Origin of the sequence: Winogradskyella ouciana (assembly GCF_009709615.1) — a bacterium.
Classification (GTDB): domain Bacteria; phylum Bacteroidota; class Bacteroidia; order Flavobacteriales; family Flavobacteriaceae; genus Winogradskyella; species Winogradskyella ouciana.
Genome location: NZ_WJYA01000003.1, coordinates 44,487 through 70,731, shown reverse-complemented (window position 1 = coordinate 70,731; position 26,245 = coordinate 44,487). Strand labels below are relative to the sequence as shown.

Here is a 26,245-nt window from a genome sequence, read left to right as displayed (position 1 = left end):
CTATTCTGGTGGTATTGGTGCAGGTACAATATTTTCAATAGGCTCAATCGATTTTAAATAGTTGTATATGGCTTCAATATCGGCCTCACTGAGTGTTGCATAAGATTGCCACGGCATAGGTGGTAATAATGTTCTACTACCTTCTAAACCTTTGTATTTTCCTTTTTGCATCGCTAATGTAAACTGACCTAAACTCCATGTCCCTATTCCTGTGTCATCTGATGTTAAGTTACCAGCAAAGGAAATTCCCCAAGGTCCCATAGCGGCAGTTAAATCTGGATGGGGAAACAGTACACCTTTCATTACAATTTCATTATTGAATTTTGGATTTGGTCTATCCGATGGATAACCAGATAATAACTTACTCATATCTGGTTTTGGTCCTTGGTCCGTCATAATATTTGGCGTATGGCAAGTATTGCAATCCATTACAGTTACTAAATATTTGCCGTGTTCTTTTGATGTGTCTTCAGAAACTTCTCCTGACTCATACCCATCTTGAACTTGTGTTTTTTGTTCGTTTTTACAGCATGTAAATAGAATTATTATTAGTGCACATGCGAAAATTGATTTCATAATGGATTGATTTTAATTATTATATCTTACTTGGTAACTGACCAAATTTATCTTTAAAGCTTTTAGTGAAATAAGATAGATTGGAATAGCCCACTGAATATGCGATTTCAGATACGGATCCTTCCTTTTGTGTCAACATCTTATGGGCTTCATTCAAGCGTATTTCAACAATCAGCTGGTTTGCTGATTTATTAACTAAAGCTTTTAGCTTCCTGTGGTATTGTGAACGGCTAAAGCCAACAGCACCTGCTAAATCCTCAACGCTCAACTTTTCATTATCTAAATTTTGTTTTATAAATGCTGCTGATTTTTGTAAGAATTGGTTGTCTAAATTACTCAGTTCTAAATTATCTACACTTGTTAGATCTGAAGCCTTGAAATAGTTCCATTGTCGTTCTCTATTAGCAATGAGGTTTTTGATGTTGATCAATAGTTCATCTGCATGAAAAGGCTTGGTTAAATAAATATCCGCTCCTTGATTTAAACCCTCCATTTTATTGGTGTGTCCTGCTTTTGCAGTTAAAAGAATCACTGGAATATGACTCGTTTTGGTGTTTAGTTTTAAGGAATGGCACATTTCGTAACCATCCTTTTTTGGCATCATTACATCAGATAATATCAAATCTGGAATATGTTCAATTGCCATGCGCTCACCTTGCAATCCATCTTCGGCTACTAACAATTGGTAGCTTTCTCCCAATATATTCGTTATAAAATCCCTTAAATCAGCATTGTCTTCAACGATTAATATTAATTTATCCATGGGTTGTGAAGCAACTACTTGATCAACAATCTTTGAATCATCAAGAAAATCGTCTATTGTGGTTTCAGAATAATCCACTGCTTTAGAATCCACAACCATTGAAATATCCTTAGGAAGATTCTCCATGGTATAGGGTAGCCTAACCTTAAAAGTGGTGCCTTTATCCTTTCTGCTATTAATATTAATCTGTCCGTTATGTATATCAATGATTTCTTTGGTCAATGCCAATCCAATACCAGACCCTTTTGTCTCTGTGCGTTCGCTTCGATAAAACCGTTCAAAAACATGCTTCATTTCTTCTGCAGACATGCCAATACCTGTATCAGAAACTTCAATTGTAAAGTGTGTATCGTCATAATTTAGGGAAAAATTCACCATGCCACCTTTGGGTGTAAACTTAAAAGCATTGGATATTAAATTACTTAGCACTTTCTGCAATTTATCCCTATCGTAAAATGCTATGTTTATTTCTTCTGGAAAGCTGGTAATTAAACTTATATTAGAACGTTCTGCCATACTTTCAAATGAAAACACTATGGATTTTATAAATTGAATTAACCCTCCTTGTTTTAAGCTTAAATGAATATTTCCACTTTCTAATTTTGAAAGTTCTAAAAGCTGATCTATTAAATTTTGAAGTCGTCCAGTATTATTACTTATAATATCCACTGTTTTTTTTGGAAGCACCACATCTCCATTCTCTGTGGTTTTAGATTGTTTTGCAAATTGCAACGGACCAGAAATTAAAGACAAAGGTGTTCTAAACTCATGGCTAATATTTGCAAAGAATTTGGTTTTAACTTCGTCCAAGTCTTTGACGCGTTGCATTTCGGCATAGGTTTTTTGAGCATCAAGTCGTTCGGCTTCATTAGCTTTACTGAGCACTTGCCGCCTGTAGGCAATTCCGAATGAATAAATTATAATCTGTAAAAATATTCCCGTGGCATAAGGGTCAAAATATTTTATGGGTGTAATATAGCCCATTGACCAAAACAGCCCAATGATTAAAAAAGTAGATCCTATAAGGGAACCAAATCCAAAGTATTTGGCAAATTGATCGTTCTTGGTTAATAGAATAATTGAAACGATAAAACTTACCAAAGAATAAATCATTAAGAAAATATAATGATAGCCAATATTGGTCATAAATACTGAAGATGGTGATATGGCTCCATAAATGGATGCCAAGATAATTTCTATTAAAACCAAACTCGCCATGACCCACATGACTTTATCCAAAACCGGAAATTTAATTTTAGAATTTATGAAGGACCGTCCAAAATACCACCATGTATAAAATATTCCGCCAGCAATTAAAACAAAAACGGAAAATCTAAAATCGGGAATAGAGCCTAAAATAAACCCAACTGTCATAGCTTGAGTTAAAGTGCAGAATAAAAGCCAAACCGAAAACCACAAATATACTTTTTCCTTGAGGTAGAAAAATTGTAATAAATGGTATAGAAATATCATAAAGGTAACTCCAAAGAAAAACAGATTAAAACTGCGTTGAAAGCTAAAAAGTTTGTGGTAATAAGGTTGTGAAGGACTACGTGCAGACAAATTAAAGTATGCCGGATAACCAATCTGATTACCTTGAGCTTTAATGATCAGCGTGATTGGAGTATTAGTAGGTAAATCCGATAGTGAAACTTGATTGAGCGCCCAGTGCACATCAACATCGCGTTCAGATTTAGCATACTCTACACCGGTTTTTTTATGGAATATTTGCTCGCCATCCACAAAACCGTAAACATCTACTTTGCCGTTACTTTTGGTCCAAGCAGGTGGGCCGATATGTTTATCCTCAAAATGAAGTGTCCAATCGTCCAATTTTTCAGGTGCTTTAATTTCTAGTTTGCCCCAATACGTTGTCCCAACACTAAGATATCTTGGTAATTCTGAGCCTTTTAAATAACTAAGATTATCAGCTCTTAGAATATCATTTGGACTAAAACTGTTTAATGAATCTGTATAAACTTTGAGTTGAGACTGTAAATCATGAACAGGATATTTAGTATCCAAATAGTAAACCTCTTGCGCGTTAAAAAAATTCAACACGAATATGAATAGAAAAAATGAGAAGCGCTTTTTCATTTATTGGTTTGTTTACAAACCCACTAAAAAGGTACTAAAAATTCTTAATAAGCAGATTTGTTCTTCAAAATTGAAGATTGTGAGTCGATAGTACTAACACTATTGTTTCATAGAATACAACTCATGTTGTATCAATAGGTTTTGTTGGACCTTTGAAACAAATGTGTTAAGCTTTACAACATCCCTTATAATCATTAACACTTTTAAATTTCAGCTTTGTATCAATCAAAAAAAGTATTCCAATGAAAACACAAGTAAAAATTTTTAGTTTAGTTGTAATTAGTTGTTTGGTATTTAATTGTTCAAACGATGATGACAACAGCCCAGATCAGGAGGCGTGGGAAGTAGAAGTGAATCAGATAAAAACTGCTACATCCGCTTATGCAGATATTAATGTCGCAACCAATGAAGGCAGATTTGATGCTTCTGGTTATGTGCCAAACATGGGACATCATTACATTAATCCTGCTATCATAGACACTACATTCGATTTATTAAATCCAGAAGTAATTCTTTATTTGCCTGATGGAAATGGTGGTATGGAAATGGTAGCTATTGAATATGCTGTTTTACCTGAAGACCCTGAAAATCATGGTTCACCACCAGAAGGGTTTACTGGGTCTGAAGATGAATGGCATTTTAATGAAGAGTTAGGCCAATGGCAATTGCATGTTTGGACAGTTTTAGAAAATCCAGATGGTATATTTGCCATGTTTAATCCAGCGATTGGAGATTAAATAATTATATAAAACCAATTAATCAGGTTAACGAAAACTGGCTTTATGATTTGTCATTGGCCAGTTTTTGAGTAATCTAAATTTTTCTTGTGATCTAGTATTGTCGTTTCAAAATTTCGGTATGATGCTCCACATGATACGCAGTCCACATTATAATTTCCCGTACTGGCATTTTGCCCATTAACGGATGTGGAAGTATAACCGTGTCTAAATTCTTATCACTGATTTTTTTGGTTTTGTACTGTAGTTTCTTGCTTTCGGTTTGAAGTCTATTGAATATGTACTTCTTGTCTGCAATTGTTGGTACTTTCATGTTTAGAGAGCCTTTAAAGGTTTTGCCTTTGGCATCTTCTAAACGTTCTTGGTAGCGCTTTACAATAGCGTTGTAGTCTCTAACTGGTCTATTGGCTTTTCCAAATTTAAATCGTAATACATATTTAGGTAGGCTTAAGGCGTCATTAAGGGGTTTTATGCTCTGTAATAAGTGCAGTGCTTGTTGACCTTGCGTCCATTTGCCTTCTGGTCCTTGTGTCCAATGTTCGCTCGGTTGTTGCTCTAACCATGAGATTAATTCAGAATGCTTGGCATCAATTAAGTCCGCAATAGCTTCTTTATCCATAGAAGTGGTTTTGATAAAGAAAAGATAGCGATTTTTGTTGAATTGTTTATTTGTTTAGTCGTGGATTTGTTTATTTAGCCATTAGCCATTAGCCATTAGCCATTAGCCATTAGCCATTAGCCATTAGCCATTAGCCATTAGCCATTAGCCATTAGCCATTAGCCATTAGCCATTAGCCATTAGCTATTCCTCTTCTTTTTCTTGAATAACAATTTTGTCTTTTTTAAAGATTGGCACTAGGTAAGAGAGATTAAACCCAAAGCCAACACCAAAACGACCACTGTCGTATGTTCGGTTAAAGCCTGGGATGTAAAGGTTTTCTAAATTATCTGGTGCGGTTTCTGTGACGAGTCCCTTTAGCTGTACGTTGATGCCAGCATAAAAATTATTGAACATTTCTGCTTTTATACCTATCTGTATTTCTGCCCAAATTGCCGTAAGCCCATTAAATTCTGAACCTTCTTCAACGGAAAATAAGTCGTCGTTCCAATATTGATGATTGACATCATATACTCTGTAACTGTTTAAGGTTTGACTAAAGGTACTTGCACCAGCACGGAAACCAACATAAATCATGTTTTCCATATCGAGCCAGTTCTTGTAAAAATTAAGATCTATTCCGCCTTTAAAATAGCTTCCTTTTGTGGTGTTATTTAGGACTTCGTTTTCTATGGTCCGTTCTTCATTACCAATTTCACCAGCCAAATAGATTTTTTTTGTCAGACGATAATCTCCCATAATCTCGAAGCCTGTGTAGTTATCGTCAAAAAACGTACGTCCCAGTTTGCTGATATCAGCACCTAGTCGTAAACCATACTTTTGCTTATAGACCAAAGTGTCCGTTACGGTTTTCTTTTCCTCTTGTGCAAAAGCTATTGTAGAGAACAACAGCAATATGGCCATGCTTTTAATGTAAGATGCGTACATGTACTGTATTTTCGTTTTCTACTTCCGTTACTATTGTTTCTACAGCACTTATCCAGCTGTCTTCCTCTAAATTAACATCTAGGTTATTAAATATACTTTTATAGCCACATGCTCTAGAGACATACACGAATTCTGTTGTATATGTAACTTCAATTATATCTACATCAGATTGTGTGGTGTCGTCTTCATCTAACCTAAGGTTTGTGTCCTTTTCTAGAATGAAACGCGTAGTAATAGTAGTGTCATCATCAATACCAACAATTAAGGGTAATTCAACGGCTGTAGTATTCTCATTAAACAAAATCGTTTCATCAACATTTGCTACAGGAGGATTAGGGTCAAGTAAACCTTCACCATAAACTGTTAGTCTGGATACACTTTTTAAATCATCAGGATTGTTTATGTCGTAAAACTCTATTAAAAGACGAGGAGTTGTTGCAGTACCTTCGGCACAGATGTCGTCGCGTTCACAAGACAGTATCGTTAGAAATGCAAAAAGAAGTAAAAATTGTTTTTTCTTCATTAAATTTAGTTTGAGCGATTTGCCAAAGGCCCATTATGGGCTTCAAATAAAACTACAGTTTCAATATGAGCCGTATGCGGAAATTGATCCACCAAACTCAGCTTTTTTATCTCATAACCAGAGCCCATTAATTGCTCAGTATCTCTCGCTTGTGTAGCAGGATTACAAGATACATAAACCAAACGTTCTGCATTAAGGTTTATTATTTTTTTAAGGGTTTTGGGTGCAATACCAGCTCTAGCAGGATCTAGGATAATTGTCCTGATTTTATTGGTGTACTCAGGATGTTCGGTTAAGAACTTCCCAACATCAGCAGCATAAAACTTTAAATCTTCAATAGCATTACGCTTTGCATTTTCCTTGGCATCTTCAATGGCCGAAGCTACAATGTCCACACCAACGATTTTAGTATTATTCGCCTTGCTCGCAATTATTTGTCCTATGGTGCCTGTGCCACAAAACAAATCAAGTACCACCGAATTATCCACTGCTTCTTTGTTTTCAAGTGCATACTCTACAACTTTACTATAGAGTTTTTCTGCACATTTAGGATTGGTCTGAAAAAAGCTTTTCATACTGATTTCAAAATTCAAGCCCAATAATTCTTCTACAATTTTGTCCTCACCATACACAAGATTAATGCTTCCGGTTGTAGCTATGGTACGGTCACCAATTTCGTCGTTAATGGTATGTAATAAACCTGCAACACGGTCACCAAACAATTCAACTAAGTAGTTGGCGAACTTATCCAAGTCGAATTGATCTAAGTCGTGAGAAGTCGTCACTAAATTAAATAACAACTTATTTGTTTTGTACGATTTTCGGACTACGAAATATCTAAAAAAACCTTCTTTTCTAGGAGCATGCCAAGGTGCCAATCCTGAAGCTTTACAATATTCCCGAATGTCTTTTAGATGGTTTTCAACATCAGCATCAAATAAACCAGAATCCTTTTCCAAGTTTTCACCACACCACCAAAGTCCACGGCGCTTAAAACCCAATGTAAATTCATCTACGTCAGTTTTCAGCTCTCTATCATATCCAATGGCTGAAAAACCATATTCCATTTTATTACGATAATGAAAGGTGTTTGGCGAACTAACAAATTCATCAAGCTTATCTTCAATATCAGCAACCTCACCTATGCGCTTAAACAACTCTAACGTACTTTGCTTTTTGTATTCGTGTTGTTTTTCAATAGGTAACTGAATGTATGGTGCACCAGGAATATCTTGATAAGGCATTTCAACTTCGTCCTCCGAGGGTTTTAAAACATCGAGCAGTTTACATTCTGCGTATTTTTTGCTCGATTTTTTTACTTGAGCCTTAACCAGTTGGCCAGGCAAGGTATTGGGAACAAACACTACAAACTCACCATGTTCATTTTTAATGCGACCAATACCTTTACCACCAAAGGCATAGTCTTCGATTAATATCTCAATAATTTGTCCACGTTTTACGAATTTGTTGCGTTCCCTTCTTGGCATTTAGATAAATTTTGGCTGCAAAGATATTCTTTCTTTAATTAATCTGCGTATATAAATTGAGACTTACCTTGTCTGGAAATTATCAAAGAATTTAGTAACTTTACAGCCTCTAGGGATGATTTCTCTCCCACGCTGCTTTTTCAGGGCTACACCATAACTTCAATAATGGTACGCAAAGTCTTTGAAGGAATAAAGGTAGAGCAGGAATGGTTATTTTATTCACATTAAAATTTTATTAAAATGGCTGTTTTAGACCAATTAACGTCGCAACAAGCGATCGATTTAGAAAACAAGTATGGTGCGCACAACTACCATCCGTTACCAGTAGTATTGAGTAGAGGAGAAGGCGTGTATGTGTGGGATGTGGAAGGTAAAAAGTATTACGATTTTCTTTCTGCATATTCTGCAGTAAACCAAGGACATTGTCATCCAAAAATTGTTGGTGCAATGACCAATCAGGCACAAACGTTGACCTTAACCTCTCGTGCATTTTACAATGATATGTTAGGGAAGTACGAAAAATTTGCAACCGAGTATTTTGGTTTCGATAAGTTATTACCAATGAATACAGGTGCTGAAGCTGTGGAAACGGCGTTGAAGCTATGTAGAAAATGGGCTTACGAAGTCAAAGGTATTGACGAAAATGAAGCAGAAATAGTAGTTTGCGAAAACAACTTTCATGGACGTACCACAACGATTATTTCATTCAGTAATGATCCAGTAGCTCGAAAGAATTTTGGACCTTACACCAAAGGATTTATTAAGATTGAATACGATAATCTTAACGCTTTGGAAGATGCGCTACAAAACAACCCAAATGTAGCAGGTTTCTTAGTTGAGCCTATACAAGGTGAAGCAGGAGTTTATGTTCCGAGTGAAGATTATTTAACAAAAGCTAAAGCTATTTGTGAAAAATATAATGTACTGTTTATCGCTGATGAAGTTCAAACAGGTATTGCACGTACAGGACGATTACTAGCCACTTGTGGCAACTGTGATTGTACAGATAAGAATTGTTCTTCTGAGCCTGAAGTAAAACCAGATGTATTAATTCTTGGTAAGGCATTATCTGGCGGAGCATATCCGGTTTCAGCGGTATTGGCGAATGATAATATTATGAATGTCATTAAACCAGGAAACCATGGAAGTACATTTGGAGGAAATCCAATAGCAGCAGCTGTTGCTATTGCAGCTTTAGAGGTTGTAAGAGACGAAAAATTAGCCGAAAATGCTTTTGAATTAGGTAACCTATTTAGGTCGGAATTAAACAAATATATAGAAACGAGTTCTATAGTAAACTTGGTAAGGGGTAAAGGTTTGTTAAATGCTATCGTCATCAATGATGATGAAGAGAGCGAAACCGCCTGGAACATCTGTTTAAAGCTTAGAGATAATGGTTTATTAGCAAAACCAACACATGGCAATATTATCCGTTTTGCACCACCATTGGTTATCACAAAAGAGCAACTATTAGATTGTGTATCTATTATTACTAAGACTTTAAAAGAGTTTGAAGATTAAGGTGCCAACTCAGTAAACGGTGCAATAGGAATATTGCGCAATACCCAAAAAATAATGACCATTGCTAATATAGCTTTGGTCATTTTTGATTTATGTAGAAGGTTGTCATAGGTTTTAGACCCAAATTTGTTAAAAAGGAATAGTATAGCTTGATACGCTAAAACTAAAACCAGCAGTAAAATTAGATAGTTGTGCCTTATTCCTGTAATGATGTTTCCTTGAAGAAAATTATGTACAGCCCTTTGACTTCCGCAACCAGGACAATACAATCCTGTAAAGCTTAAAAATGGACACTTTGGAAAAAATGCGGATACTGATGGGTCTATAAAAAAATATAGTGGTAGTGCTAAAAGCAACACTACCACTATAAGTACTATATATATTGTTTTGTTAAAATTCACCATTTGCAGCAGCGCCTAAAAACGCCAATCCGAATATGAGTATGTATACCAACCAGCCTAAAGCAGCTAAAACTATGGAGACAATTCCCCATGTTTTTGCATTTTTAGAAGCACTCACTGCTTTTGTATAGTTGCCATCTTCATAGGCACTATTAACTTGTGTTGCATAAATTATACTTACTATTCCGGTTGGTAAACAACACAAGATTGTGCTGATTATCGCTAATGCCAAATAGCTATTTGGTCTTTGTGGTTTTTGTTCCATTTATTGGGTTTTAGTTGGTTATTGTTGCCATTGTTGCATCATTTCTTCAGATTGACGCATTATTTCATCCCATCCCACAGTATATATTCTGTAAACGGTCATTATTAAATAAATCACATTAATAATCAATATTACGAGAGCAACAATTTTAGCAGTTTTCATTGCATTTATACTACTCTGATCATAATTTTCAGGGTCAGCAGCAGCTTTTTTAAGATTACTTTGAGCTATAAAGTATGCTGGTCCTGCCAGCAAAACACCAGCACCGCCAAAACAGCAGCATAATAATCCGATAATCGATAATACATATACAATTGCTGGATTGAGTTTTTGTTGTTCCATAATGAATTTTATTTAAGATAAAGTTTAAGTAAATAACTGCCTATGATTATGACCACATTCAGTATTGCCAATATAGTAATTATTTTATTTCCGTTTTTAAAATTCTTAAAACTATTGAGTACAATAAACCCAATTAATGCTATAAGCGTATAAATTGCAGGATACATATAAAAGGCAGAAATAAATTCACCTTTTATTAGCAAAGCCAAAGAACGCTGAAGCCCACAACCCATACACTCAAAGCCAAACAACTTTTTGTTAAGGCAAGGCAACATATAATCTTCTATTCCTTTAATCAAAATTAGCATAGTGCTAAAATAGGGATTTGCAAATACTTTTTTATTAGCTCTAAATAATTATTCTAAAGCTTATTTTTGCATAAAATAGAATTACAATGAATATTTCAAGAACCATAAACTTTGTTTGTATTGTAGCTGGTGGAATTATTGCCATATATGCTCAAGCAGAAGAAAAGCAGAACACCTATTTATTAATGGGCGGTATCATCTTATTGATGTTTGGGATCTATAGAACATCTCGAAATATTCCAAGTAAAAATGACAAGCAAGAGGAAGAAACTTTTGTAAAAAGCGAGAAGGTAGATGAAGATTAAAGTTGGTGATACAGTTGAAACTATTGACGATGCCATAAAAGGTGTTGTGACAAAAATCTCTGATAACTCAGTTACAATTGAAGATGCTGATGGTTTTGAGCTTCAGTTTGAAGCCAATGAACTAGTGATTATAAACTCTGAAAAAACACTAAAAAACGCCATTTATAATTCTGATATAGAAGCCGTAAAAAAAGAGAAGGACACGGTAAAGAGAAAATCAGTACCAACCGTAAAGCCTAAAGAACGACATGCACCAAAATTTGAAGTCGATTTACACATTCACCACCTAACGGATTCTACTAAAGGTATGACCAATTTTGATATGCTGAATCTTCAACTAGATACAGCAAGAGGACAGCTAGAATTTGCGATACGTAAACGCATACCTAAGGTTGTTTTTATACATGGAGTGGGAGAAGGTGTGTTGCGACAAGAGCTAGAAACTTTATTCGGCAGATATAATAACGTAAAGTTTTATGATGCTGATTATAAAACCTACGGACTTGGAGCTACTGAGGTTAGAATATTTCAGAATGTAGCACACTAATCTTCTTCCGGTAAAGGAAAAGAGTAAGTTAATGTACCAAGATCGAGTTCGTCTGCTGATAAGATATCAAAATCGAAACCTGTAATCAAGAAACTTGCTGTTACTGTTCTGGAATATTCGTTATCATCTGTTAAGCCTGGGTCTCCGTAATCTGTAGTTTCCAATTCATTAAGGTAATGAGCAATGGAAACACCTTCAGTTATAGAAGTGTCATTTATAGGGTTTTTATCTAAATCTTCATCCTCAAATCGAGTTAATACACCATCACCATCATCATCGGTGTCTAGATAATCTGCAGTACCATCATTATCTGTATCTAAAGGATTGGTTGCAGGATTATCGTCGCCATCAGCATTTTCTGTATCGAGTTCATTTATTGTTTTTACATTGTCATTGTCATCGTCTTCATCTAAATAATCAGCAATACCATCACCATCTGTATCTTGAGGATCTGCTAAACCTCCTGGTCCGTATTCGTCTTCACTCGGAATACCATCGTTATCATCATCGTCAATGGTAACCGTAACAAAGGCAGTACCACTATCAGCTTCATAATCTTCTACAATGGTTAAATCGGCTGGCGGCACCAAATCACATAATTCGTCAGTTCCAACAGACCTATTGTAGGTTCTATAGATAAATCTAATGGTTGACATATTTATTTCAAACTCTGTAGGATCATCTACGGGAGTAGCTTCTGTAAATGGAAATTCTTGATTGTTGCCTCGTGGAATAATCAAGGATAAAGATTCATTGGGATCCTCACGTAAATCATATATTAAAAATGACTCTGTGCTATTTGTACAGTAGTCTAGTTCTTTATCAAACTCTAAATCTACAGTGATAATATCACCATCATCACAAGCAGTTAAAAGCAATAAAGAAATTACGATAAAGATTCGACGCATCATAGATTCAATTTTGAACAAAAATAACGGATTTGTAAAATTATAACGTTGCATTGACTAAATAATTTTATTTGCAATATTTTTGCAATATGAATCACGTTTATCTAGACAATGCAGCGACCACACCACTCCGTAAAGAAGTTGTAGAGCGAATGACCGAAGTTCTTAATAATAACTTTGGTAATGCCTCATCTACACATAGTTTCGGTAGAGCTTCGAAAGCACTTTTAGAGCAATGTAGAAAAAACATTGCGCGTTATTTTAATGTGTCTGCAGCCGAAATTGTATTCACTTCTGGCGGAACTGAAGCTGATAATTTGGCCTTACGAAGTGCTGTAAGGGATTTAGGAGTTACGGAGATTATTACTTCCAAGATTGAGCATCATGCCGTGTTGCATACTGTAGAGCAATTACAAAAGGAATATGATATTACTGTTAGTTTTGTCAATTTAGATGACTGTGGATTGGTGGATTATAATCACTTGCAAGACTTATTGCAATCTTCTGATAAAGCTATGGTCAGCTTAATGCATATCAATAACGAAGTTGGTAATATTCTCAATATTGAACGCGTTGCCAATTTATGCAAAGCATCCGATGCTTTGTTTCAGTCAGACTGCGTGCAATCTGTAGGACATTTTAAAATAGACTTGCAAGACATTCCGATTGACTTTTTAGCGGCTAGTGCACATAAATTCCATGGCCCAAAAGGTGTTGGGTTCTGTTACGTAAGAAAAGAATCTGGATTGAAGCCACTTATTTTTGGTGGTGAGCAGGAGAGAGGCTATAGAGCTGGTACGGAATCCATCCATAATATTGTTGGTATGGACGAAGCGCTGAAAATTGCCTATGCTAATTTAGATACCGAAAAACAATACATTTCTGAATTGAAGAATTACTTCATTGCACAATTAAAGGAAAATATAGATGATGTCAGCTTTAATGGAGGTTGTGAAGACACAGTAAATAGCACATACACTTTGGTGAACGTCTGTTTGCCTATTGCTCCAGAGAAGGCACCAATGCTACAGTTTCAACTCGATCTTAAAGGTATAGCTTGCTCTAAAGGTAGTGCTTGCCAAAGTGGAAGCAATCAACAATCCCATGTACTTTCGGCAATTCTGGATGGGGATAAACTAAAGCGACCGTCCGTCCGTTTTTCATTTAGTGTTTTTAATACTAAAGAAGAGTTGGATTATGTAGTTGATGTGCTAAAGGATTTTGTTAATTCTTAACGATCACCTTTTCAGATTTTACCGTATTTGTATTTGAAATCACATTGACTATATAAACTCCGTCGCTTAGATCTACTGTAGAGAGTTCATAGCGATTAGATACAGAATCATATTGGTTATTTAGCATACGCTTGCCTGCAACATCAAAAACTTCAATAGACTTAATGTCTAATCCATTTGGATTTAAAACAGCAAGTTGATGTAAGTCATTGTTCTGTCTTATGGTAAGCTTGTTAACTTCAAAATCATTAATACTTAGAGCCTCGCCAGGCGTAAATACAATTTCGAAGCGATTGGTGTAATTGCCTGGCTCAATGTTTAATTCATAATCTTGTTCCCTAAGATTGACATAAAGTTCGTTTTCTATATCGTGAATATAAATGCCTTGTGAATCATCAAAATTCTGAATATCAAATATTCTAAATCTAAGCGGTTGCTGTTGTTCTATATCAACTACTAGAGGAATAGTCAAAGCATCTTCAAAAGGATAGGCTTGTGCTGAATATGCTTTGTCATTGAGTGTAAAATAAGTATCCGAAGGGTGATTATCTGAACGGCTTAACTCTAATCCATAATCAAATCCAGCTGTTGCTGTATCATGAAAATTTAAAAGTAGCTGTCTTGTGTATTGGGATTGACCCACCGTAAAATCTACATTAACCCTAAAACGTTTGTAATCTTCTGGAACTATAGGAAGTCCATTTTCGTGAAATTGAATGCCATCTGAACTTGTATTGGTAGCATCACCATTTCTAAAGAAATAACTCTGTGCACCTTCTTTTACATAAGCTCTGTGTTCGTTTTTGGCACGCACAACACCAGATGTACCAACACTGCCCTCTACCATAAAACCTTGCCCAATTGGTATGTAGCGTTGAGCCATTTTAGTTCCAGTAGCTGGTGGCCCAGGAGGTAAAGAATAAACATTATCTTGCTCATCATAAGTATAAAATACAGCAGGTGTATTGGAGATGATAACTCCAGAGGAATTGATGGTAAATTCTGAATAGCCACCAACATACTCTTGTAAAACATGTGATTGTGTTTGTGGAGTACTGGCATCTTGCTCCCAATAAAACAATGTGCCAGTTATTGCTGCTTGATTTTGAGTATCGTGTATAAAGGCTGCAGAGTCCATAGCGCTAGGATACGGATTGCCAACCAGAGTGAAATCACCAGCAGCCACAGGATTAGCCATTGTGCCATTATTTGGTTTTCCTCTGAAATCGTAAGTGGTATTACCTGTACTAGCTGTTCCACTTCCTTTCATAGTGAAGCCCAATCCAGGGTCTATATCACCAGCATCACCAGCATAAATCCAATCAGCATAAGCACTAGACGATACATAAGTCCATAACCAACGGTCAGATATGGTCAAAGGGCTTGCGGTTCCATTATACGAAGCGGTAAATATACTATTGTTACTGTCTATTGGATTCATGGTGGACAGAAGGGGATCGTCTAATTGATTAATCCTAAAATAATTATTTATAAAATTATCAGTCAATATTCCACCAACAGGAGAGCACCAATAATTGTAAGCCCATTGGTTGACTGTTCCGTTTTGGTAAACACTTAATTCACCAATACCAGAATTACCAGTTGTTCCAGCTCCTTGAATTAATTGAGATTCGTTTCTAAGATAAAGTTTAGTGGTTGACTCTTCGAGGTTAACATCATCTTCTACGTACAAAACCTGATCATTAACGTAGACAAAAGCGTTGTTTCTGACACTAAGTTGTGCAAAAACCGAACTAAAACATAGCATTAGGCATGCGATGAGGGAAAATTTCATGCTTGATAAATTTATAACTATAGCTTAGTAGGGTAACCTAAAGTGAATTAGACAGTTACAAATTTATAAAATTTAATGATACCTTAGGTGTAATACAACGAGGAATTTGGCTCTTCCGCTAAAATTTGGCTATTCCTTAACCAAGATTTTTTGAGACATAATTGTTTCATTAAGTCTAATATTAACAATATAAACGCCATCACTCAAATTTGCAGTAGATAATTTGTATATCTCTGTACTCGCATCGAACTGACGTTTTAAAATGTGCTTACCATTTACGTCAACAATTTCAATAGATTTAACATTAAGATTATTCGGGTTTAAAATTGATAGCTCCTGTAAATTATTATTTTGAACTACAGTTACAGATTCAGAAATATAGTCCTTAACATCTAAGACGTTTTGTTGCATAAATACAATTTCAAAACGGTTGGTATAATTACCGGCATCAATATTTAATTCATAATCTTCATCTCTTAAGTTAACGAAAGTATTCGTTTGCACATCGTGAATATAGATGTCTTGATTTTCTTCAAAGTTTTGAATATCAAAAATTCTAAATCGTAGTGGTTGTTGTTCCTGAATATCTACATTCAGAGGTATTACAAGAGCTTGATCAAAAGGGTAGGCTTGCCCAGAATAGATTTTGTTATCTATTGTAAAATAGGCATCGTTAGCAAAATTTTCAGAGCGACTTAACTCCAAACCTCGATCAAATCCAGCCGTTGCACTGTCATGAAAGTTTAAAACCAATTGTCTGGTATATTTAGACTGATTTACAGTAAAATCGACATTAATTCTAAAACGCTTATAATCTTCTGGAACTATTGTTAAACCATTATCTTGATATATAATTTGTGAGTTATCAGATTCTTGAGCACTATTATGACTTCCATTTCTAAAGAATATACTATTTCCACCTTCTTTTTCATAAACACGATGCTCATTTTTAGCATATACAGTTCCTGAAGTACTAGTTATACCTTTAACCATAAATCCTTGACCAATAGGGATGTAACGACCAGCGGATTTAACTCCATTCAATGGCGTCATTAAAGGATACGAGTTATCATCTTCATCGTAAGTGGTGAATACAGCAGGTGAATCTGTTATCATATCTCCTGTCGCGTTTATGGTGAATTCATAGTAGCCACCAACATAGTCTTGTAAAACGTGTGAGTTAACCGTTCCATCCTGTTCCCAGTAATATAAAGTACCATCTATTGCGTTTATATTGTCGGTATCATGTATGTATAGAGCAGCATCAATTGCACTTGGGTACGGATTACCTACCAAAGTGAACACATCATCCGCTATAGAATTGCCTATGGTACCATTATTTGGTTTTCCTCTAAAATCGTATGTTTGGTCCCCAGTAACTGCAGAACCCATTCCTTTCATTGTAAAACCAAGTCCTGGTGAAACATCTCCTGTTTCTCCTACATATACCCAATCACTATTTGAATCTGATGAAACAAAGGTCCACAACCATCGGTTAGAAATAATCAGTGGAGTACTGTTTCCATTATAATTGTTGGTAAAAATACTATCGTCACTATCTATAGTGCTCACTGTTAAGAGCAACGGGTCATCGATTTGATTTACTCGAAAAGAATTATTTAAAAAATTATCGGTTAAAATGCCGCCAACAGGTGAACACCAATAGTTATAGGACCATTGATTCACATTTCCCTCTTGGTAAATACTTAATTCTCCTAAACCAGAATTGCCAGAAGTTCCATCGCCTTGGATTAATTGTGATTCATCCCTTAAATATATTTTAGAATCAGCTTCGTTGAGATTTATATTATCCTTGACAAAGACAACTTCATCTTTTACGTATATATAGGTATTGTTTCTAACATTTAATTGTGCAAATATCGATGCGCTATAGCCTAATAAAAGCAGTGAAGTTAGTATACGCATGGCCTAAAGATTTGGGTTGTAAAAGTTGGCAATATAAAAAAAATAATGTACTTGAACGTTGAAATTTGGTTTTAATCGATAATTGGTATATTATTGCACTAGAATTTGCCCCAAATTTTTATTTATGAAACGTATTTTAACCGCTATAACTTTCTTTATTGTATTTCAAACTCATGCCCAAGTGGGTATTGGAACTACAGATCCTGATCCATCAGCCTTATTAGAACTAGAGTCCGACAGCCAAGGTATGCTTACTCCTAGAATGACTTCAGATGAGAGAAATGAAATAATTTCTCCAGCGACTGGACTATTAGTATTTGATACAGATTTAAATGTTTTTTTATTTTTTAACGGTTCAACTTGGCAACAATTATCTCAGCCTTCCAATACTGGTTGGGTAGCATTAAATGATGGAGATTACTTTTTAGACCTACCAGGAATATCTATCAATGATTCAGAGAACCCTGAGAACTTTACGGATATAAACTTAAACTTTACTAATCATCCATCAGACAACGTTATCGAATCTTTTGCCCCAACAGGAGTAGCAGCATCAGATTTTTTTGATAATAGCAATAGCCGAATCACACCTATTAATTTAGGAGATTCTGTTGAAGTTAGATTACAGTTTGATGCGATTCCGGATGCAAATAATAGTTTCATAGTTATTGCATTTGACATTGCAACGACCAACGGAATCGTAATTTTTCAGAAGACTGTACCGTTATTAAGGGGATCTGGCGACTTAAACAAGGTTAGTGAATCCATTCTATTATATCAACTTGAAACTTTTGTTGCAAATGGTGCTAAATTGAGATTAGGGTATAGTTCAACTAGTGGTTCTCCGGGGAATGTAGAGTTGTCAAATTTTAATTTAGTAATTACTAAACTATCGGGCAATTAAATTAAAACTTAGCAGAAAGCCTTACGTTAAATACCCTTGGTGTTAAAAAATTAGGAATGGCAAACTGACGCTTGGTATAAACATCCCTTACCCAAGTATTGGTAATAGAGTTTTGGTTGTTGAACATGTTGTAAATCTCAAAGCCTAAGGAAAGTTCCCTAAACTTCTTTTTCCAGCGAGCGTTGTAGATTTTGGTTGGGTTTACCAGTTCTAAGGAAATACCCAAATCGGCACGTCTGTAGTCTCGCAATCGAATCTGAAAATCGTATGGATCCGCATAACTCGGAGACCCACCAGGAACACCTGTATTGTACACCAAATTGAGGTACATTTTTAAATTGGGCATGTTTGGTACATAATCCTGAAACAATGCTCCAAATTTTAAACGTTGATCGGTTGGTCTAGAAATGTAACCACGATTATCAATATTCTCTTCGGTTTTTAAATAGCCAAAACTAAACCACGACTCAGTGCCTGGTACAAACTCACCATTCAATCGCATATCCAAACCATAAGCGTAAGCTTTAGCATTATTCTTGGCCCTATAACGAATCCTTACGTTTTCTAAAGTGTACGGATTTACATCGCTTAAACCTTTGTAGTAGGCTTCAGTAACTAACTTAAATGGTCTATCCCACATTTTGAAGCTATATTCATTACCTAGAACTATATGAAAGGATTTCTGAGCTTTTACATTTGGTTGCACTACACCTGAAGAATCTCTTAACTCTCTGTAAAAGGGTGGTTGGTAATACAAACCACCTGCAACTCTAAACAGCATATCCTTATCCCAATCTGGCTTAATGGCAAATTGAGCTCTTGGGCTAAAAACCGTTTGTGTATTGCTTTCTATATCCTCGCCACTCACAGTCCAGTTGTGTGCTCTAACACCAACATTGTAAAACACTTCATTGGTTCCCCATTCCGTTCGTTTACTATATTGGGTAAAAGCTTGCATACGATTTATCTGAACTCTATTCAACGCTCTAATGTTTTCAAAAGCTGTTAGAGGTCCTTCAAAAGGTTCGTAAGGTTGTAAGTTTGGAATGCTAAAATTCGGTGGACGAATAGAGAAGCCTGCCGAATCTATAATTTCGTATTCTACCAAACGATCTCTAATATCTTCATGGGTGTATTTTACCGACCATTCAACTGTAGATTCTTCATCAATTTTGTAATCACCTCTATGCTCAGCATTGACGATAAAGGCGTCTAAATCGTTACGTGCATGTGTTAATTGTGAGCCAATGCCTTCGCTGAATTCAACTTCACCTAAATCCTCGTCGCCTATATTAGTATTGACTTCTCCTAAACGGTATTGTGCAAAAATGTCGAAATACTCTTGCTCTATAGTGTGATATGCTGAAGCAATCAGCTTTAGCGTTAAATCTTCGTTGACAAAATAATTGGCTTTAAAAGCACCAAAATAAGTTTGGTATTGGTCTTCCTCATTTCCATCATAGAACACCAACAAGGCAACAGGTTCTTGTAGTGTACCGAAGTTGGTCTGTCTATTTTCTGGCTCAAAGTTGTATTTGTTTAAAGAAATATTCCCTAGAAAGTTGAGATGAAACTTATCTGAAAAACGATACGTTAAATAGGTCTGGGCATCTGCAAAAACAGGTTCTACGTTACCTTCGGTTTCTAAGTTGTTTAATATTAAACTATTGTCTCTGTAACGCACACCAGCAATACCAGAAAATTTTCCGTCTTTAGAAATGGTTTCAGCAGCAATGCTTCCTCCTAAAAAACTTAAATCTGTTCTTATACCGAAATCCACAGGATTTCTATATGTAATATCCAATACAGAAGAAAGTTTGTCTCCATATTTGGCTTGAAAACCACCAGCCGAAAAATCAACATTTGAGACCAAATCCGTGTTTACAAAACTCAGACCTTCTTGATTACCAGAACGAATTAAGAACGGACGATACACTTCAATTTCATTAACATAAACCAAGTTTTCATCAAAATTTCCACCACGTACGGAATATTGTGTACTTAGCTCATTGGAAATATTAACACCAGGCAAGGTTTTTAGTATGTTCTCCACACCAGGTTGTGCACCTTTTATGGTTCTTAAAGTTTTTGGAGTCACAGAGACAATTCCGTCGACGCTTTGCCTTGTATTGGTAGAAATTACAACTTCGGCAATTTGCTCTATTTCAACTTTCATTACAGGATTAAACTCTAATTCCTGCCCATTTTTCAAATTGAATTTTGAAACAACACGACTGTGCCCAACATGTGTAAATTCTAAAGTTAATTCAATATCTGAAGGTACTCTTAATTCGTAGAAGCCATTTTTATTGGAAGCACTACCTTCGCCAGTAGAAGCTTTTATGTTAACATTTTCTATTGGGTTATTAGCTTCATCCAAGATAACACCTCTTATAATTGCAGACTGCGAAAAAGAAAACACGCTGAATAGCAAACAAAATAGAAGAATAAAGTGTAAGCGTTTCAAATATTAGTTTTTATAGTTAGCATTAAAAAAGATCATAAAGATCAAGTTTTGTCATGCTGAACTTGTTTCAGCATCTCAAAGTATGAAAAACAGAAAATGAAACTCTGAAACGAATTCAGAGTGACAAGATTTTAATGTTATTTCATTTATTTTCTGAAAAAGGTTGCTTCAAATGTAGAACTATTTCCAACATTATCGGTAACAATTATCTTTAATTCGTTCTTAGTGTCTTTAACGATGTTATCATTAAAATCGTGCACCAACATCTTGGTTTTATAGTCGTACTCCATTAAGATCCATTCACCATTTACCGTTGCTCTGTATTTGCTGATTCCAGATAATTCATCATCAATTTTCACTTTCAGATAACGGTATTTGCTCAACCATTTCTTGTTCTGAAAATTTACTGGTTCAATTGTTGGTGCAACCGTATCCATTACCAATGTATATAAACCTAATGTTTTACTACCAGCGCTCAAAATGTTTCCTTTCCGCTTTGTGTGTACATAACTTGGTCTTTTGTAATAACCGTATAAACGCGCAATGAAAATTTTGTCCAAATGCTCAACCTTATAATTACTTAGGTCATAATTGATATAGAAATTCTTTTGAAGTGGGATGTTGTCTTTATGAAGATGAATTGTATCTGAGCTTACTTTAAAATCAATAAAAACATCATCATAGACCGTGTTTTCATAGAAATTAACGGTAACGTTTCCAGATTGAAGCGTTGTCGGTTGGTTACTGTATACCAATGTCTTGTTGGCATCAATGTCTCGTAATGTTTCATTGGGCTTTTCATACTTTCCAGTTACAGGAATATTCACCCAAGTTTCGTTGCCTTCAAAATCACGAATTCTTATTTTATAAACAGAAGAAGTACTATCTTCAACACGTATATAGCCATCATCATACGCATCTTTGTATAGGCTCAGCGGATTGTTTTTCTGAACAAATAATTTTTGAATTCGAGAACGTTTGGTTTTGTAATATTCATAATCAATTAAACGCTTAATGTGCTTAGATTCATCAAAACTGAAACGCTTAAAATCTATTTCCAGACTTTTATTGCCATTAAAAAATGTTTCAATATTGCTTACTCCATTGTTGTTTGGCGCCAAATCTTGTTTGTCATAAGAAGTCACTCCAAAACCTATATTGCCAAAAGCGGTAATTTTTTCAACCTCATAATCACCACTTTTCTGCGGTATTAAACGAAGAGGTACACGTTCATTTTTACCATTAATTATGGCATTTTCATCTTTTGGATACGCAAATACTGCTGACACAAATGGCCTTTTGGTGTCTTTTGCCTCAATACCAAATAACATTGGATTCATGGGACGTTCTTGGTTGTCTCTTATTTCAAAATGCAAATGAGGTCCGCCAGAACCGCCTGTATTACCAGAGTATGCAATAACTTCATTTGGTGCAATAATGAGTTCTTCAGAACTTGGAAAAACTTCCACCTCAAAACTTTCTTTATCGTATTGACATTCCTTGATGTATTTTTCCAATCGGTCAGAAAATTTTTGAAGATGGCCATAAACCGTTGTGTATCCATTTGGATGTGTGATGTAAATGGCCTTTCCGTAACCGTAATGCGAAATTTTTATTCGGCTCACATAACCTTCTGCAGCAGCGTAAACTTTCAATCCTTGTTTTTGCTGGGTCTTTATATCCAATCCAGAGTGGAAATGCGAAGAACGTAACTCACCAAAAGTACCAGAAAGCACTAGGGTGATGTCTAAAGGGTTTCTAAAATAATCTTGAGGGTATTCTGACTGTGCGTACACAGACGAGGTAATTAAAAAGAAGAGTAAAAACTTTTTCATAGACTAAGCAATACAGCTAAAATATCAAATAGATTAAAATTTACAAACGCTAATGTTGTATTATTTTATAGAAGCACAATTTCAGTGGTAATATTGTCATATGGAATCGTTGATGAGTTAGAATAAACATTTTTGTTCTTGTATAATGTTTATTTTAATCACGTTATTTTCTTAACGTTCTAATTGTTTTGATGTTATGTGAATTAAAAATAATTGTAAAAGAATTGTGTTTTTTCATTAGGTATGTTAACTTTGTTTCTACAGTATTGAATTACTTTAATGAGTAAAATAGAAGAAATTGTTGATGCTTTAGAGAATAAGATCAGTAAGATTTTACACAAGCAGGAGGTTTTAAAGCAAACTAATGCGAAACTTACGGATCAATTAGAGAAACAGCAAAAAGAACTTCTCAGCAAACAAGAAGAAATTGCTTCTTGGGCAGAAAAATATGAGACACTCAAAATAGCAAATTCAATGCTCGGTAGTGACGAAAATAAACGAGAAACAAAGCTCAAAATAAATGCACTTATTAGGGATATTGATCATTGTATAGGTCAAATCTCGGAATAAAGTTGTAAATTTAGACTGAATGTCAGATCAATTAAAAATTAAACTTTCTATTGCAAATAGGGTATATCCTTTAACGATTAATCCAAAGCAGGAAGAAGGTTTGCGAAAGGCCACAAAGAAGATTGAGGCAATGATAGGGCAATTTGAGCAAAATTACTCTGTAAGAGATAAGCAAGATGTTTTAGCAATGTGTGCTTTGCAGTTTGCGGCTCAAGTAGAGCAAAAGTCAATAGATAAAGAGTATGTTAATGAGGAAGTTCAGGAAAAGTTAGAAGCTTTAAATGATCTGCTTCAAAAACACATCTAACTCGTTCGTTCTTTAAAATACATAAGGTTACTGCCTACATTAGTTATATTTTTTGATAAACTCAACGTTAATTCTTTAAAAAGGGTGAGTTTAAATTGTAAAAGCAAGCCATCTCAGAATGGATCCTTGATCAGTTTGTTAGCCCTAAACTTGTTTTTAAGGAGTTTATACCAGAATCCAAAACTGATGTAGGCTTTTTTTATATACTAAACTAAATAACTAACATGGACACTAACACAATTTTATATATTGTTGGAGGAGTAGTATTAGGCGTAATACTGGGCTATATAATCGCTAAATCCCTTGAAAAAGGAAAGGCATCTAAATTAATCGCAAATGCAGAGAAAGAATCCAAGTCGATTTTAAAGCAAGCAAAAGTAGATGCAGAATCATTAAAAAAAGATAAAATACTTCAGGCTAAGGAAAAGTTTATTGAACTTAAGGCTGAGCACGAAAAAGTCATACTTTCTCGCGACAAGAAAATGGCTGAGGCAGAAAAACGTATTAGAGATAAAGAGTCCCAAATTTCCAATGAACTTTCAAAAGCAAAAAAATCCAATCAATCTTTAGAAGGCAAAATTAAAGATTACGATTTTAGATTGGAGTTTCTTGAGAAGAAAAAGGATGAAGTTGAAAAAGCACATAAAAGCCAAATTCAGCAATTAGAAGTCATTTCTCAACTCTCAGCAGAAGAAGCTAAAGAACAACTGGTAGAATCTCTTAAAGAAGAGGCCAAAACAGATGCTATGGCTTATGCCCAAGAACGATTAGAGGAAGCCAAACTAACTGCACAACAAGAGGCCAAAAAGATTATTATTAATACCATTCAGCGTATTGGGACTGAAGAAGCTGTAGATAATTGTGTATCTGTTTTCAATATTGAATCTGATGACGTTAAAGGTAGAATCATTGGTAGAGAAGGTAGAAATATTAGAGCTATAGAAGCAGCGACAGGTGTTGAGATTATAGTTGATGATACACCAGAAGCCATAATCTTATCTTGCTTTGATTCTGTAAGACGTGAAATAGCACGTTTATCGCTTCATAAGTTAGTGACTGATGGTAGAATACACCCAGCTCGTATTGAAGAGGTAGTAAGGAAGACAGAAAAGCAGATTGAGCAAGAAATTATAGAAGTCGGTAAGCGTACGGTTATCGATTTAGGGATTCATGGTTTGCACCCAGAATTGATAAAAATGGTAGGACGAATGAAATATCGTTCTTCTTATGGCCAAAACCTATTACAGCATTCACGCGAAGTCGCTAAGCTTTGTGGTGTGATGGCTGCAGAATTAGGTTTAAATCCTAAATTGGCTAAGCGTGCAGGTTTATTGCACGATATTGGTAAAGTACCATCTTCTGAAACTGATGTCGAAACTCCACATGCTATACTTGGTATGCAGTGGGCAGAAAAACATGGAGAAAAACCAGAGGTTTGTAATGCCATTGGAGCCCACCATGATGAAATAGAAATGACAACCATGTTGTCACCAATTATTCAAGTTTGTGATGCTATTTCGGGAGCAAGACCAGGTGCGAGACGCCAAGTGTTGGATTCTTACATTCAACGACTAAAGGATTTAGAAGATGTAGCTTTTGGTTTTAACGGCGTAAAGAAAGCCTATGCTATACAGGCAGGTAGAGAACTACGTGTTATTGTAGAGAGTGAAAAAGTTTCTGATGATAAGGCAGCTAGTTTATCTTTTGAAATTTCTCAGAAAATACAAACGGATATGACCTATCCAGGACAGGTAAAAGTAACCGTAATCAGAGAAACTAGAGCGGTGAATATAGCCAAGTAGAATAATAGTGTATTTAGGTTTACTAAAAAGTGTCTTAATTTCTTAAGGCACTTTTTTTATATGTATACTGCACAAAACACATACTATGTAAAATTTATATTCATTACTCGAGTAAGTATGTGATGTAAAATTTCTAAGATCAAAGTAGATATTATTTTCTCGGATGAAATTTGTTTAAAACATCGCTTAAGTGAGTCCTATCCACATGCATATAGACTTCAGTAGTCGTGATGCTTTCATGACCTAGCATCATTTGTATAGCCCTTAAGTCTGCACCGTTTTCCAGTAAATGCGTAGCAAATGAGTGTCTAAAGGTGTGTGGCGATACCGTTTTTTTCAGACCAGACTTCTCGACCAATTTTTTTATAATGGTAAATATCATAGCACGAGTTAACTTTTTACCCTTATAATTTAAGAACAGAATATCTTTAGAACCAGATTGAACACCTATATGGTTTCTTATGTCTTTCCAAATGTTGATAAACCGTTGGGTGGTTTCTCCAATGGGTACAAAACGCTGTTTATCACCTTTACCAGTCACCTTTATAAAGCCCTCTTCAAAAAATAAATCAGATAATTTTAATTCAATAAGCTCACTCACACGCAAGCCGCAGCTATATAAAGTCTCTATGATGGCTCTGTTGCGTTCTCCAAGATTTACACCATTGTATTGGTAGCTCAAATCAATAGCGCTTATTAGTAGGTCAATATCGCCAATGGATAAAGTGTCAGGAAGTTTTCTACCGATTTTTGGGGACTCAATTAAATCCAGGGGATTGGTTTTTCTATAGTTTTCAAAAACGAGATAATCAAAAAAATTGCGAAGACCAGAGATGAGACGTGCCTGCGACCTTGGGTTTATCTCTTTTGAAATGGTGTAGATAAATTGTTTTATAATTTCGTTGTCAATAACTGTTGGTGAGGTAGTTATGCTATTGTTTTCAAGATATGAAATCAATTTCCTAATATCATAGCTATAATTTTCTATGGAGTTGTTGGAAAGTCCACGTTCAATCTTGAGGTAGTGCTGATAATCAGTAATCGCTTGGGACCATTTCATGCCTAAAAATAGAAAAAT

General features: G+C 35.3%; 25 protein-coding genes and 1 other RNA gene. 10 read left to right on the top strand and 16 right to left on the bottom strand.

What is annotated here, in order from left to right; genetic code table 11:
- Together F1003_RS03185 and F1003_RS03180 are read right to left on the bottom strand one after the other, a co-directional pair.
- Nucleotides 1–576, bottom strand: coding sequence for a c-type cytochrome (locus tag F1003_RS03185; protein WP_155087769.1), 576 nt, complete (start codon nt 574–576; stop codon nt 1–3).
- A 19-nt stretch (nt 577–595) separates the two neighbouring features.
- A complete protein-coding gene (locus F1003_RS03180; protein WP_155087768.1) occupies nt 596–3,436 on the bottom strand; it encodes an ATP-binding protein in 2,841 nt (946 codons plus the stop codon).
- Nucleotides 3,437–3,678: 242 nt separating this feature from the next.
- Between F1003_RS03180 and F1003_RS03175 the strand changes: the two genes are divergently transcribed.
- Nucleotides 3,679–4,173 carry a hypothetical protein gene (locus tag F1003_RS03175; RefSeq protein WP_155087767.1) on the top strand — a complete coding sequence of 165 codons (495 nt, stop codon included), beginning with the start codon at nt 3,679–3,681 and terminating at the stop codon, nt 4,171–4,173.
- Nucleotides 4,174–4,267: 94 nt separating this feature from the next.
- Here F1003_RS03175 and F1003_RS03170 read toward each other — a convergent pair whose 3' ends face one another.
- The 4 genes from F1003_RS03170 to rlmD all read right to left on the bottom strand — a co-directional run bounded on the left by F1003_RS03170 (nt 4,268) and on the right by rlmD (nt 7,729).
- Nucleotides 4,268–4,792, bottom strand: coding sequence for a DinB family protein (locus tag F1003_RS03170; protein ID WP_155087766.1), 525 nt, complete (start codon nt 4,790–4,792; stop codon nt 4,268–4,270).
- Nucleotides 4,793–4,975: 183 nt separating this feature from the next.
- On the bottom strand, nt 4,976–5,719 hold the full coding sequence (locus F1003_RS03165) for a DUF6048 family protein (protein WP_235898266.1): 744 nt from the start codon (nt 5,717–5,719) through the stop codon (nt 4,976–4,978).
- Nucleotides 5,700–6,242, bottom strand: coding sequence for a DUF6452 family protein (locus tag F1003_RS03160; RefSeq protein ID WP_155087765.1), 543 nt, complete (start codon nt 6,240–6,242; stop codon nt 5,700–5,702). The genes F1003_RS03165 and F1003_RS03160 overlap by 20 nt, the downstream gene beginning before the upstream one ends.
- A gap of 5 nt (nt 6,243–6,247) precedes the next feature.
- Nucleotides 6,248–7,729, bottom strand: coding sequence for a 23S rRNA (uracil(1939)-C(5))-methyltransferase RlmD (gene rlmD / locus F1003_RS03155; protein WP_155087764.1), 1,482 nt, complete (start codon nt 7,727–7,729; stop codon nt 6,248–6,250).
- Between the two features lie 240 nt (nt 7,730–7,969).
- Between rlmD and rocD the strand changes: the two genes are divergently transcribed.
- On the top strand, nt 7,970–9,250 hold the full coding sequence (rocD, locus tag F1003_RS03150) for an ornithine--oxo-acid transaminase (RefSeq protein WP_155087763.1): 1,281 nt from the start codon (nt 7,970–7,972) through the stop codon (nt 9,248–9,250).
- On the opposite strand, the gene F1003_RS03145 is transcribed toward rocD, so the two are convergent.
- Genes F1003_RS03145 through F1003_RS03130 form a run of 4 tightly spaced genes read right to left on the bottom strand, consistent with a single transcriptional unit; the run spans nt 9,247 to nt 10,566 of the window.
- The gene (locus tag F1003_RS03145; protein WP_155087762.1) at nt 9,247–9,654 is read right to left on the bottom strand and encodes a DUF2752 domain-containing protein; all 408 of its coding nucleotides are present in this window, start codon (nt 9,652–9,654) and stop codon (nt 9,247–9,249) included. The two genes, rocD and F1003_RS03145, sit on opposite strands and share 4 nt — an antisense overlap.
- Nucleotides 9,641–9,916: a CD225/dispanin family protein gene (locus F1003_RS03140; protein ID WP_155087761.1), complete on the bottom strand. Its 276-nt coding sequence runs from the start codon at nt 9,914–9,916 to the stop codon at nt 9,641–9,643. The genes F1003_RS03145 and F1003_RS03140 overlap by 14 nt, the downstream gene beginning before the upstream one ends.
- An 18-nt stretch (nt 9,917–9,934) precedes the next feature.
- Entirely contained in the window at nt 9,935–10,258 is a 324-nt protein-coding gene (locus tag F1003_RS03135; RefSeq protein WP_155087760.1) for a CCC motif membrane protein, read from the bottom strand.
- Nucleotides 10,259–10,266: 8 nt separating this feature from the next.
- Nucleotides 10,267–10,566: a DUF2752 domain-containing protein gene (locus F1003_RS03130; RefSeq protein WP_155087759.1), complete on the bottom strand. Its 300-nt coding sequence runs from the start codon at nt 10,564–10,566 to the stop codon at nt 10,267–10,269.
- Nucleotides 10,567–10,652: 86 nt separating this feature from the next.
- Here F1003_RS03130 and F1003_RS03125 point away from each other — a divergent pair, with 86 nt between their 5' ends.
- The gene (locus F1003_RS03125; protein ID WP_155087758.1) at nt 10,653–10,871 is read left to right on the top strand and encodes a hypothetical protein; all 219 of its coding nucleotides are present in this window, start codon (nt 10,653–10,655) and stop codon (nt 10,869–10,871) included.
- Nucleotides 10,861–11,418: a DUF8465 domain-containing protein gene (locus tag F1003_RS03120; RefSeq protein ID WP_155087757.1), complete on the top strand. Its 558-nt coding sequence runs from the start codon at nt 10,861–10,863 to the stop codon at nt 11,416–11,418. Before F1003_RS03125 ends, F1003_RS03120 begins: the two co-directional genes overlap by 11 nt.
- Here the strand turns inward: F1003_RS03120 and F1003_RS03115 are convergent.
- On the bottom strand, nt 11,415–12,380 hold the full coding sequence (locus F1003_RS03115; RefSeq protein WP_155087756.1) for a hypothetical protein: 966 nt from the start codon (nt 12,378–12,380) through the stop codon (nt 11,415–11,417). The genes F1003_RS03120 and F1003_RS03115 overlap by 4 nt on opposite strands.
- Nucleotides 12,381–12,415: 35 nt before the next feature.
- Between F1003_RS03115 and F1003_RS03110 the strand changes: the two genes are divergently transcribed.
- A complete protein-coding gene (locus tag F1003_RS03110; protein ID WP_155087755.1) occupies nt 12,416–13,561 on the top strand; it encodes a cysteine desulfurase family protein in 1,146 nt (381 codons plus the stop codon).
- On the opposite strand, the gene F1003_RS03105 is transcribed toward F1003_RS03110, so the two are convergent.
- Nucleotides 13,551–15,356, bottom strand: a complete 1,806-nt coding sequence (locus tag F1003_RS03105) for a T9SS type A sorting domain-containing protein (protein WP_155087754.1) — start codon at nt 15,354–15,356, stop codon at nt 13,551–13,553. The genes F1003_RS03110 and F1003_RS03105 overlap by 11 nt on opposite strands.
- Nucleotides 15,357–15,485: 129 nt before the next feature.
- Entirely contained in the window at nt 15,486–17,282 is a 1,797-nt protein-coding gene (locus tag F1003_RS03100; protein ID WP_155087753.1) for a T9SS type A sorting domain-containing protein, read from the bottom strand.
- A gap of 181 nt (nt 17,283–17,463) precedes the next feature.
- Between F1003_RS03100 and F1003_RS03095 the strand changes: the two genes are divergently transcribed.
- Nucleotides 17,464–18,186, top strand: a complete 723-nt coding sequence (locus F1003_RS03095) for a phage tail-like protein (protein WP_162306886.1) — start codon at nt 17,464–17,466, stop codon at nt 18,184–18,186.
- A 1-nt stretch (nt 18,187) separates the two neighbouring features.
- Here F1003_RS03095 and F1003_RS03090 read toward each other — a convergent pair whose 3' ends face one another.
- Together F1003_RS03090 and F1003_RS03085 are read right to left on the bottom strand one after the other, a co-directional pair.
- On the bottom strand, nt 18,188–20,653 hold the full coding sequence (locus tag F1003_RS03090) for a TonB-dependent receptor (protein ID WP_155087751.1): 2,466 nt from the start codon (nt 20,651–20,653) through the stop codon (nt 18,188–18,190).
- 146 nt (nt 20,654–20,799) lie between these two features.
- Complete coding sequence (locus F1003_RS03085) at nt 20,800–22,488, bottom strand: M23 family metallopeptidase (RefSeq protein ID WP_155087750.1); 1,689 nt, start codon at nt 22,486–22,488, stop codon at nt 20,800–20,802.
- 279 nt (nt 22,489–22,767) lie between these two features.
- Here F1003_RS03085 and F1003_RS03080 point away from each other — a divergent pair, with 279 nt between their 5' ends.
- The 4 genes from F1003_RS03080 (at nt 22,768) to rny (ending at nt 25,167) form a co-directional block, all read left to right on the top strand.
- Nucleotides 22,768–23,058, top strand: coding sequence for a coiled-coil domain-containing protein (locus F1003_RS03080; RefSeq protein WP_155087749.1), 291 nt, complete (start codon nt 22,768–22,770; stop codon nt 23,056–23,058).
- 19 nt (nt 23,059–23,077) lie between these two features.
- The gene (locus tag F1003_RS03075; RefSeq protein ID WP_155087748.1) at nt 23,078–23,365 is read left to right on the top strand and encodes a cell division protein ZapA; all 288 of its coding nucleotides are present in this window, start codon (nt 23,078–23,080) and stop codon (nt 23,363–23,365) included.
- A gap of 59 nt (nt 23,366–23,424) precedes the next feature.
- Nucleotides 23,425–23,532, top strand: a non-coding RNA gene (gene ssrS / locus F1003_RS03070) — 6S RNA.
- A gap of 57 nt (nt 23,533–23,589) precedes the next feature.
- Nucleotides 23,590–25,167 (top strand): ribonuclease Y, encoded by a 1,578-nt coding sequence (gene rny, locus F1003_RS03065; protein ID WP_155087747.1) that lies wholly within the window; start codon nt 23,590–23,592, stop codon nt 25,165–25,167.
- 151 nt (nt 25,168–25,318) lie between these two features.
- On the opposite strand, the gene F1003_RS03060 is transcribed toward rny, so the two are convergent.
- Nucleotides 25,319–26,227, bottom strand: coding sequence for a site-specific tyrosine recombinase (locus F1003_RS03060; protein WP_155087746.1), 909 nt, complete (start codon nt 26,225–26,227; stop codon nt 25,319–25,321).
- Between the last annotated feature and the right edge of the window lie 18 nt (nt 26,228–26,245).

Excerpts from the sequence above, each read along its gene's own strand:
- F1003_RS03185 (WP_155087769.1), bottom strand. The coding sequence starts at position 576 with ATGAAATCAATTTTCGCATGTGCACTAATAATAATTCTATTTACATGC.
- F1003_RS03180 (WP_155087768.1), bottom strand. The coding sequence starts at position 3,436 with ATGAAAAAGCGCTTCTCATTTTTTCTATTCATATTCGTGTTGAATTTT.
- F1003_RS03175 (WP_155087767.1), top strand. The coding sequence starts at position 3,679 with ATGAAAACACAAGTAAAAATTTTTAGTTTAGTTGTAATTAGTTGTTTG.
- F1003_RS03170 (WP_155087766.1), bottom strand. The coding sequence starts at position 4,792 with ATGGATAAAGAAGCTATTGCGGACTTAATTGATGCCAAGCATTCTGAA.
- F1003_RS03165 (WP_235898266.1), bottom strand. The coding sequence starts at position 5,719 with ATGTACGCATCTTACATTAAAAGCATGGCCATATTGCTGTTGTTCTCT.
- F1003_RS03160 (WP_155087765.1), bottom strand. The coding sequence starts at position 6,242 with ATGAAGAAAAAACAATTTTTACTTCTTTTTGCATTTCTAACGATACTG.
- rlmD (WP_155087764.1), bottom strand. The coding sequence starts at position 7,729 with ATGCCAAGAAGGGAACGCAACAAATTCGTAAAACGTGGACAAATTATT.
- rocD (WP_155087763.1), top strand. The coding sequence starts at position 7,970 with ATGGCTGTTTTAGACCAATTAACGTCGCAACAAGCGATCGATTTAGAA.
- F1003_RS03145 (WP_155087762.1), bottom strand. The coding sequence starts at position 9,654 with ATGGTGAATTTTAACAAAACAATATATATAGTACTTATAGTGGTAGTG.
- F1003_RS03140 (WP_155087761.1), bottom strand. The coding sequence starts at position 9,916 with ATGGAACAAAAACCACAAAGACCAAATAGCTATTTGGCATTAGCGATA.
- F1003_RS03135 (WP_155087760.1), bottom strand. The coding sequence starts at position 10,258 with ATGGAACAACAAAAACTCAATCCAGCAATTGTATATGTATTATCGATT.
- F1003_RS03130 (WP_155087759.1), bottom strand. The coding sequence starts at position 10,566 with ATGCTAATTTTGATTAAAGGAATAGAAGATTATATGTTGCCTTGCCTT.
- F1003_RS03125 (WP_155087758.1), top strand. The coding sequence starts at position 10,653 with ATGAATATTTCAAGAACCATAAACTTTGTTTGTATTGTAGCTGGTGGA.
- F1003_RS03120 (WP_155087757.1), top strand. The coding sequence starts at position 10,861 with ATGAAGATTAAAGTTGGTGATACAGTTGAAACTATTGACGATGCCATA.
- F1003_RS03115 (WP_155087756.1), bottom strand. The coding sequence starts at position 12,380 with ATGCAACGTTATAATTTTACAAATCCGTTATTTTTGTTCAAAATTGAA.
- F1003_RS03110 (WP_155087755.1), top strand. The coding sequence starts at position 12,416 with ATGAATCACGTTTATCTAGACAATGCAGCGACCACACCACTCCGTAAA.
- F1003_RS03105 (WP_155087754.1), bottom strand. The coding sequence starts at position 15,356 with ATGAAATTTTCCCTCATCGCATGCCTAATGCTATGTTTTAGTTCGGTT.
- F1003_RS03100 (WP_155087753.1), bottom strand. The coding sequence starts at position 17,282 with ATGCGTATACTAACTTCACTGCTTTTATTAGGCTATAGCGCATCGATA.
- F1003_RS03085 (WP_155087750.1), bottom strand. The coding sequence starts at position 22,488 with ATGAAAAAGTTTTTACTCTTCTTTTTAATTACCTCGTCTGTGTACGCA.
- F1003_RS03080 (WP_155087749.1), top strand. The coding sequence starts at position 22,768 with ATGAGTAAAATAGAAGAAATTGTTGATGCTTTAGAGAATAAGATCAGT.
- F1003_RS03075 (WP_155087748.1), top strand. The coding sequence starts at position 23,078 with ATGTCAGATCAATTAAAAATTAAACTTTCTATTGCAAATAGGGTATAT.
- rny (WP_155087747.1), top strand. The coding sequence starts at position 23,590 with ATGGACACTAACACAATTTTATATATTGTTGGAGGAGTAGTATTAGGC.
- F1003_RS03060 (WP_155087746.1), bottom strand. The coding sequence starts at position 26,227 with ATGAAATGGTCCCAAGCGATTACTGATTATCAGCACTACCTCAAGATT.